This window comes from bacterium (genome assembly GCA_029210545.1).
Taxonomy (GTDB): Bacteria; BMS3Abin14; BMS3Abin14; order BMS3Abin14; family BMS3Abin14; genus JARGFV01.
Genome location: JARGFV010000112.1, coordinates 1 through 8,044, shown reverse-complemented (window position 1 = coordinate 8,044; position 8,044 = coordinate 1). Strand labels below are relative to the sequence as shown.

Sequence of the window (8,044 nt, the reverse complement as noted above, 5' to 3'; positions counted from 1 at the left end):
CGGGCGCCTCTCCCAGGCGCGGCTGCTTTTGTCGGTCATCGATCCGGGCGCCCTTCCCAGGCGCGGCTTGTCATTGACTTAAGGTTCGAGTCATTGATTTGGGCGCCCCGCGCGGGGCGCATTGATGGACTTTTTGCGAGTCCATCAATACCTGAGATCCAGGAGGTTTCTTTGCGAAACTTCGCGTACTTTGCGGTCAATCAGCTCTTGCCGCTTTTGCAGGAACCGAGCTTTCTGGGATTGCCACGTCGCCCTCGTCAAGCTCGATGCTCCTCGCAATGACAGCATAGGGGTTTTCCCGACACCCCGATACCCCGATACCCCGTTTCGTTCCGAAGGAACAGACATCCTCTTGTAAGTCCATCATATTTTGTAAAAATGCTGCCTGAGCCTATCCACGACGCCGGGGGGAACCATGCTGCTCACGTCCCCGCCCAGGCCGGCGATCTCCTTTACAAAACTGGAGCTCAGGTACGCGAACGACTCCGAACTGATCATGAAAAAGGTTTCTATGGAATTTTCCAGGCGGCGGTTCATGAGAGCCATCTGGGATTCATACTCGAAATCGGAAACGGCCCTCAAACCCCGGATGATCATCTTGGCGGAATGCTTTTTCACCGCGTCCACGAGCAGCCCGTGGAACGGCACGACCTGGACCGTCTTCCCGCACGGTTCCACAGCTCCGTTGATCATCTCCAACCTTTCATCGAGGGTAAACAGGCATTTTTTCCTCGTATCGGCGGCAACCAGGACGATGACCTTCGGGAAGATGGACGCCGCTCTGGTGATGAGGTCAACATGTCCGTTGGTGATGGGGTCGAAAGTCCCGGGGTAGATGGCGATGGTTTTCATTCGGGTCCCTCTGGCAGCGTGGTGGAGTACTCGAAGGCTCTGCGATTAATTTACCGGGATCCGGAGCCTTGCGGGGTTCTTCAACAGGCTTCCGGATCGCGGAAGGTGTAAAAAGCCAAACAAACGTTCCCGTATCTTCTCGTGTCCACAGGTTCCATGTCGTCAGGTGCTGTCCCGGGAGCGTTACCCGGAGAGTGCTCCAGCACCACGAGGCTTCTTTGGAGGGATTTAGCACGTTTGGATAAGGCCGACAAGGTCAAACTCCCCTCGCTGCCGCTGTAGGGCGGATCGGCGAAAACAATGTCGAAACCGCTGCCGAGATCGGCCGTCTTCAGGAACGGCAGGACAGCCCTCGCGACCACCCTGGACCTGATCTTGAGGCCGCAGGACTCGATGTTGGCGGTCAGGTACTTGAGCGCCCGGGGATCCCTTTCCACGAACACGGCCTCATCCGCACCCCTGCTGAGCGCCTCGAGGCCCATGGCGCCCGTCCCACTGTACAGATCAAGGACCCGGGCGCCGACAACCCTCTCGCCCAGGATCGAAAAGACCGCTTCACGGACACGATCGCCGGTTGGCCGCGTCCCTTTCCCTTTCGGACACAGGATCTTGTGTCCCTTCGCGCTGCCGGAGATGATGCGCATAATCAAGTTTCCAGTTCACGGTTTACGGTTTACAGTTTTGAACCTTTTGCATCACAAGTGTTTTCTTTGGGGCTTTTTACTGTGAACCGTGAACTGTGAACCGAAAACTCCGCCTAAAACGGGGTCAGATCCTCTCCCGGTTTGAGGGATTCGATGTAGGCGGCCAGGAGCCTGGCGGCGTTCTCCATGTCCTTGAGGTTGACCATCTCCACGGGCGTGTGCATGTACCTGTTGGGAATGCTGACGAGACCCGCCGCCACGCCGCTCCGGGTCAACTGGATCACGTTGGCATCGGTTCCGGTGGCCCGGGACGACGGTTCCACCTGGTACGGAATTTTGCTCCTGGCAGCCAGCTTGACCAGCTTTTGGAATATCCTTGGATTGATATTGGGGCCCCGCGCGATGACCGGACCTTTCCCCAGGCTGATATCTCCGACCTGTTTCTTGTCCACCTCCGGATGATCGGAGGCGAAAGTCACATCGATGGCGATCCCTATATCGGGATCGATCCCGTGGGCGCTGGTCTTGCCCCCCCGGAGCCCCAGCTCTTCCTGCACGGTGGAAACCCCGTAGACCGCGGCGCTGATCTTCTTTCCCTTCAGGAGCCTCATGACCTCCGAAACCGTGAAACTCCCCGCCTTGTCATCAAAACCGCGACCGATGACCGCCGACCCGTTGATCACCTCGAAGCCGTCAGGGAAGGTCACGGGGTCGCCCAAAGAAACCTTCTTCTCCGCCTCCTTGCGGTCGCCGGCGCCGATGTCGATCCACAACTGGTGCCACTCCAGTTTCTGGTTGGCCCTTGCCTGGGCATCCATGAGGTGGATGGCTTTCCGGCCGACGACTCCCAGCACGGGACCTGACGCCGTGTGAATCACGACCCTCCTCGCCGGGACGAGGTGGATGTCCACCCCGCCGATGCAGGTGAACGAAATGAAACCTTCATCAGAGATGTATTTCACCATGAAACCCACCTCATCGCTGTGACCGGCCAGCATGACGCGCGGGGAACCGTTGGCGTTCAGGGTGGCGATAGCGTTGCCGTGGACATCCATCCGCACCTCGTCGGCAAACGGGGATGTGCGGTCCATCCAGACCTTCTGGGCCGGTCCCTCGAAACCGGAAGGGCTCGGGGCCGCAATGAGGTCTTGCAGAAAACTAAGGGATTCTTTGCGCATCGTTGTTCCTTTCTGTGTAGGCGGTCAGCATTCAGGGCCCATCTTGTGGCATCTGCCAGCTGATCAAATATCTTGTGTCTGATCTCAGATCTCACATCTCAGTGGGAACAAGAATATTGGGATTGAGATCTGAAATATGAGATTTGAGATTATTCCTCCTCGAAAGCGAGCCTTACCAGTTCGGGAAGGACTTCGCCGCCTTTGCCGAGGATGGTGCCGCTGGCCGTGCCGGTAAGCGGGGTTGGATCGAGGTTCACCTCAAGCACGTACCCGCCGTTTCCGAGAGCCGCGTAGGCCAGGGACGCCGCCGGCTGAACCACGCTGGATGTCCCCACAACCATGAGAAAATCCGCGCCGGCAGAAGCGACATACGCTGATTCAAGGGTTTTCCTGTCCAGGCTCTCGCCGAACCATACCACATCCGGCCGCATGAGCCCGCCGCAGGCCGGGCAGATGATCACACCATCTTCCCCGGCAAGGTCGACGACAGCAGGGCAATCCTGGCACCTGGCCCTGTGGATAGTTCCGTGAAGCTCGAGGATCCGCTCGTTTCCCGCCTCCCTGTGGAGGCCGTCCACATTCTGGGTGATGAGGGTGAAATGTTCCACATTTCTCTCGAGCCAGGCGATGGCATCGTGGCCGGGGTTCGGCCGGACCGACCTGACAAGGGCACGTCTCCAGTGATACCACTCCCAGACCAGATCCGGGTCCCTTGCGAAGGCCTGTGGTGTGGCGAGCTGTTCGGGCCGGTGTTTTTTCCAGAGTCCATCCGGCCCCCTGAACGTAGGAACGCCGCTTTCCGCAGAGATCCCGGCCCCTGTGAGTACCGCCACCGACCTGGAAAGCCTCAGCCGCTCCGGCGCTTCAGCGGATATTTCCATATCCATCAAGTCAGCCCTGTGATGGAAAGGATGTTCCCTGACATGATGGCCTCCCTTTCCTCTTCGGAGACACTGAGTTTCCTGACACGATCGACGCTCCAGTTGGGGCTCCCGTATGGATAATCCGAACCGCACAGGAACTTTTGTGCCCCGTATTCCCTGACGAGGGACTCGCTTATTCCGGCCAGGCTCACGTCGAACCGCACGTTCTCCTTGTGACCCACGGCGGCCAGGACCCTCTCCGCTCCCCCGTTGAGCCCCCCCATGTGCGGGAGGATAATGGTCACATCCGGATACAGGTCCACGAACATCACGGTAACGTCGAAATGCTCCTCGAAATTGATGGGCATGCCTCTGTCGCGCAGGTAATCCATGATCGCTTTCATCCCCGGTTCCGTAAGAGCCTCCTCGATCCGGCTGTCGTCCATACCCAGGTAAGTCCCGCCAAAATCGTGGCCCGGCGTGAACCAGCAGTGCCACTTGATCCCCATGTAGGGATCGAGGACTCCGGGATCGGGCAGCCTCGGAAACGCACGGTTGGTGCTGTACGCGTTCCCGCCGATGTAAAAGAAGGGGATGTGATCGTTTTTCGATGTGACTTGAAGGACGTAGTCGTTGTCGGCGGGGATGTCGGCGCTTTCCGGATCGGCGAATACCACCGCCCTGTCCACACCGGCCTGGTCCAGGACTTCCTGGATCTTTTCCATGGGAAGGTGTCTGCGTCCTATGTGGACGTGGGCATCGATGATCTCCATGGTTATCTCCTTTGGCAAATAGAAACAGTACGACGAGCGTGAGGCTGATCTTACCGCTTTTAAAGCAACCGCGCCTTCCCCCGCATTTCAGCCTTTCTCCGTGTCCTCCCGCCTTCGCAATCAGCTTCCGGCTTCGCTCTTCGAGCTACGCCGCGACAAGTCGGCGTGGCAAGAATTACAGATCCCGGATCCAGCCTTTCTCTACCCCGGTTCGTAGGTGGCGGAAGCCGAATCCGATTCCGCAACAGTCACTGAATCGACGGCAACACCTCGTCCCGTCAGGCGCTCACCGGCCCGCTCCCAGATATACCTGGCGATATTTTCGGACGAAGGGCTGGAACCTGAAAAGACCGGGTGCTCGTTGAGGTCGGTGTGGTCCAGTTCCCCTGTGATCTCCCTGAGCGTCTTCTTCAGGTCGCCGAAATCCATGAGTATGCCTGCTTCACCAAGACGGCTGCCGGATACGGTCAGGGTGACATCGAAATTGTGTCCGTGCATCGACTCGCATTTCCCGCCGCTTCCGACGATCCTGTGGGCAGCGGCGAAACCTCCCCGCACTGTTAACCGGTAGATCATCGCCCCGACCCCCCCGATCTGTCCAGAAGGATCAGCTTGTACCTTTCCCTGAGGGTATCGATCCAACGCGTTTTCTCCACTGCGAACGTCTCCCCTGTGAGGTCAGCCTTTATGGCCTCCCATGAATCGTACAGATCCTTCCCACCCCACCGTTCGGGATCTTTCCGGTACGCGTTCTCGATATCCGAAGGCAACACATTGACGAGGAACTGCAGCCGGCTTTCCGTGTACCGGGTCGTCAGCAGGGCGTTTTTCAGCCTGCGAAAAATCTCCCCCTCATCCACATCCCATCGCTGCAGTTTTTCCGAATAGGAGGTGCTGCCTGAGTACTGTCCCAGGTAATCCCGATAGGCATCTTCAGCCTCGCCGCTATTCAATCGGTAGCCGCCCATTTCCTCGACCTCCCGCAGGATGAGCATCCTGTTAAGGTACAGTTCCAGAAGGTCTTCAAAACTGTCTCCTGAACCGTTGACTTTCAGGAGGCCGAAATCAACTTCCATGTGGATATCGCTTCTCAGGACAGGCGCCCCGTCAACGGTTGCGACGACGCCATCCACGAGTTTCCAGCCTGTCCCATCATCCGCCGAAGCCGTGCCGGAGACAACAGTGAAGAGGATTATTGCAGGAAGTATGGTTATGATGAGTCTATTTCTTCTCATAACGGGGTACCGATACACATGAAAGTCTATGCGATGCTTCTGTGCTGTGTCAATCAATGCGGTTCACGGGTTCACAGTTTACAGTAAATTCCGTATTGCGATGGTACTGTAAACTGTAAACTGCACACTGTACACTCTTCCCACATTGACACGGGAGATAAAGGTCAGGTATCTTGGGCGCTATGAAGCTTACCTGCGTCCTTTGTCACAAGGAATATATCTTCGACCCGGGGAAAGTCCCCGAAGGGGGGTTCCGGGTCGGCTGCGGTGTCTGCGGAACCAAATACACGGTTACATTCCCCGACGGGTGGCGGGAATTTCCCGCCCCCGCACAATCCGCACAGCAGGGGGAATCCGCCGCCGGTCATGACAGCCCCGGTGTGGAAGAGAAGTACATCCTCATGGCTGACGACACGGCTTTTTTCAGGGCCCTCATGTCCGATCTCCTCACGAAACAAGGCTTCAAGGTCAAGACCGCCGCTGATGGGCAGGAAGCCCTGAATACCTATAACGCTTCTCCGGGGTCGTTCCGGCTTCTCCTCCTGGACCTCCAGATGCCCAAGATGTCCGGTTTCGGCGTCCTGGAGGAACTCAGTCGCATGGACGGTAAAGTTCCCCCCGTCATCGTCATGACCGGCGTTCACGACAGCCACGAGGATATCCGGATCGTCCGCGAGATGGGCGCCGCCGGGTTCCTGGACAAGAGTCTCGACCCTTCCGTCGCGGTCGAACGGATCAAGATGGTGCTGGCGGAAGCTGAATCGAAGCCGACGGAGTAGCTTCGATTCAGCAGCGCAAAGTACGAAGAACGAAGCACGAAGGAAAATCGTGAACACAAGGCGCCTCACGGCGCCTCAGATCACTGACAAACCCCGTATTTTTTAATGCGGGGTTTGTCTTTTCTCTTCTTGTGGCATTTATTGGGGATTCAGGATATTAAGCCGCCGAGAGTTGTCCAACAGGGCATAGGAACCCGAAATGGCGTCTGTAGTACGCCCGAAATGCCCATAAAAACTGGTTTCCACCCCTTCTTACCGTTCCACAGAGACACCCGGATGTTCTATGGTCAGATGATGTCATTCGCAACTTCTCCCATGCTTTGTGGAATCCACCGTCCCAGTGCGAGCAGGTCAACCATGTACCAAAACTTGCACCGTCATCATGCCATAAGGCTGACTACGGGGGACAATTCAGGCCGCATGCCTGCCTGAAAATCATGTAACCGCAAAACCGCCCAAGAGGGCGGCTTTAATATGGTTAATGGAAATCCTCTCCCCCGGAGAACATATGTGACTTTACATGAAAGGGAACTGTTGGAGCAAGGGTGTGAAATAAGAATCTTGATATGGGCGGTGGTGAAAGAAAAAGAAACACCCCCCGGAATTACGCTTGTCCGGCAGGCCGGGCAGAGGCGCGGGGGGTTCGCTGGTAATTAGAATAGCCATTTCCAGGATTCAAAGCAAGGAGCGTTGCCGTTTCCTCCAGGCCCTTTCTTCTCAAGGTGTATTCCCTTGAAAGAAGAACCCCAGGCTTCCCCCTGGTTTGGATTTACCCTGTGTAACCCTGCCTGCCATGAGCTTGTCGAATGGTGGCGCTGCCTGCGAGGGGCAGTACCGTGGTGAATCAGCTTTTGCCGCCTTTAAAGAAACCGGACACTCTCCCAGAATTTAGTCCTTCTTGGCGTCTTTGCGTCTTTAGCGAGCCACACTGAAGACGTGGCGAGCGAGCGTGAGATCGACTTTACCGCTTTAACAGGATCCGCGCCTTCCCCATGATTTTCGCCTTCCTCCGCCTTTCTCCGTCTGCCCTGAGCATGTCGAAGGGTGGCTCCGTGGTGAATGCTCTTCATGCTTTTACGGCACACGCCAGAGATCTCCCCCAGCTTTCGTTTTCACCTTGCGAAACTCCGCGTCCTCCGCGGTCAATCAGCTCTTGCCGCTTTTAAAGGCGCTAACGCGCTTTGGATTTTGGGTGCAATTCTCAATTCTCAACTCTCAACCGTCCTTCCCCCTCTCGGTTTTTCCCTCCGCTCTTCTCCCCAGGTTATAAAACCTTCCTCTGTGTCCTGTGTTGAAATCCGGGATTTTGCGCCACAAGGCCAGATTGCTTCGTCACTCCACAGATGTGACTACGCCGTGACAGGCCAGCGTGACTCGGGGCAAGCAGGATAGGAAAATTGGGCGAAGTAAACCAGCCAAAGGTCAGCCCGGAGAGGCGGCGCGGTAAAGGAGATATCAGGTCAGTCCCGGTTTTCCTCCAGGATCTCCTGTAGAAGCGGGGTGAGAGAGGGGATGTCTTCCTGAACCGTTTTCCAGATAATGGGGATGGAGACGCCGAAATATTCGTGAACCACGATATTCCTGATTCCCCGCATCTCGGCCCAGGGCACATCCGGATAGCGTTCGATGATCTCTTCGGGAATGTGCCCAGCCGCCTCGCCGACAACTGTCAGGTTCCGGATGACGGCATCGATCGTGCGCGAATCGCCTGAGAACTCTT

At 56.8% G+C, this 8,044-nt stretch carries 9 protein-coding genes; 1 reads left to right on the top strand and 8 read right to left on the bottom strand.

Annotated elements, in window-relative coordinates:
• Positions 1 to 363: 363 nt before the first annotated feature.
• The 7 genes from coaD to P1S46_10355 form a co-directional block, all read right to left on the bottom strand.
• The gene (coaD, locus tag P1S46_10385; GenBank protein MDF1536886.1) at positions 364 to 852 is read right to left on the bottom strand and encodes a pantetheine-phosphate adenylyltransferase; all 489 of its coding nucleotides are present in this window, start codon (positions 850 to 852) and stop codon (positions 364 to 366) included.
• Positions 853 to 932: 80 nt separating this feature from the next.
• On the bottom strand, positions 933 to 1,496 hold the full coding sequence (gene rsmD, locus P1S46_10380) for a 16S rRNA (guanine(966)-N(2))-methyltransferase RsmD (protein ID MDF1536885.1): 564 nt from the start codon (positions 1,494 to 1,496) through the stop codon (positions 933 to 935).
• A gap of 113 nt (positions 1,497 to 1,609) precedes the next feature.
• On the bottom strand, positions 1,610 to 2,674 hold the full coding sequence (locus P1S46_10375) for a M42 family metallopeptidase (protein ID MDF1536884.1): 1,065 nt from the start codon (positions 2,672 to 2,674) through the stop codon (positions 1,610 to 1,612).
• Positions 2,675 to 2,823: 149 nt separating this feature from the next.
• Complete coding sequence (locus tag P1S46_10370; GenBank protein ID MDF1536883.1) at positions 2,824 to 3,561, bottom strand: NAD-dependent deacylase; 738 nt, start codon at positions 3,559 to 3,561, stop codon at positions 2,824 to 2,826.
• Complete coding sequence (locus P1S46_10365; GenBank protein MDF1536882.1) at positions 3,561 to 4,310, bottom strand: amidohydrolase family protein; 750 nt, start codon at positions 4,308 to 4,310, stop codon at positions 3,561 to 3,563. Before P1S46_10365 ends, P1S46_10370 begins: the two co-directional genes overlap by 1 nt.
• 201 nt (positions 4,311 to 4,511) lie before the next feature.
• Positions 4,512 to 4,886 (bottom strand): 6-carboxytetrahydropterin synthase QueD, encoded by a 375-nt coding sequence (gene queD, locus P1S46_10360; protein ID MDF1536881.1) that lies wholly within the window; start codon positions 4,884 to 4,886, stop codon positions 4,512 to 4,514.
• Positions 4,883 to 5,545: a hypothetical protein gene (locus P1S46_10355; GenBank protein ID MDF1536880.1), complete on the bottom strand. Its 663-nt coding sequence runs from the start codon at positions 5,543 to 5,545 to the stop codon at positions 4,883 to 4,885. Before P1S46_10355 ends, queD begins: the two co-directional genes overlap by 4 nt.
• Before the next feature lie 182 nt (positions 5,546 to 5,727).
• On the opposite strand from P1S46_10355, the gene P1S46_10350 reads away from it, so the two are divergent.
• A complete protein-coding gene (locus tag P1S46_10350; protein MDF1536879.1) occupies positions 5,728 to 6,324 on the top strand; it encodes a response regulator in 597 nt (198 codons plus the stop codon).
• 1,460 nt (positions 6,325 to 7,784) lie between these two features.
• Here the strand turns inward: P1S46_10350 and P1S46_10345 are convergent.
• On the bottom strand, positions 7,785 to 8,044 hold a 260-nt coding region (locus P1S46_10345; protein MDF1536878.1), incomplete at its 5' end, for a DUF86 domain-containing protein.

Bases quoted from the DNA above. Each gene is read 5' to 3' on its own strand.
- coaD (MDF1536886.1), bottom strand. From the start codon at position 852: ATGAAAACCATCGCCATCTACCCCGGGACTTTCGACCCCATCACCAAC.
- rsmD (MDF1536885.1), bottom strand. From the start codon at position 1,496: ATGCGCATCATCTCCGGCAGCGCGAAGGGACACAAGATCCTGTGTCCG.
- P1S46_10375 (MDF1536884.1), bottom strand. From the start codon at position 2,674: ATGCGCAAAGAATCCCTTAGTTTTCTGCAAGACCTCATTGCGGCCCCG.
- P1S46_10370 (MDF1536883.1), bottom strand. From the start codon at position 3,561: ATGGATATGGAAATATCCGCTGAAGCGCCGGAGCGGCTGAGGCTTTCC.
- P1S46_10365 (MDF1536882.1), bottom strand. From the start codon at position 4,310: ATGGAGATCATCGATGCCCACGTCCACATAGGACGCAGACACCTTCCC.
- queD (MDF1536881.1), bottom strand. From the start codon at position 4,886: ATGATCTACCGGTTAACAGTGCGGGGAGGTTTCGCCGCTGCCCACAGG.
- P1S46_10355 (MDF1536880.1), bottom strand. From the start codon at position 5,545: ATGAGAAGAAATAGACTCATCATAACCATACTTCCTGCAATAATCCTC.
- P1S46_10350 (MDF1536879.1), top strand. From the start codon at position 5,728: ATGAAGCTTACCTGCGTCCTTTGTCACAAGGAATATATCTTCGACCCG.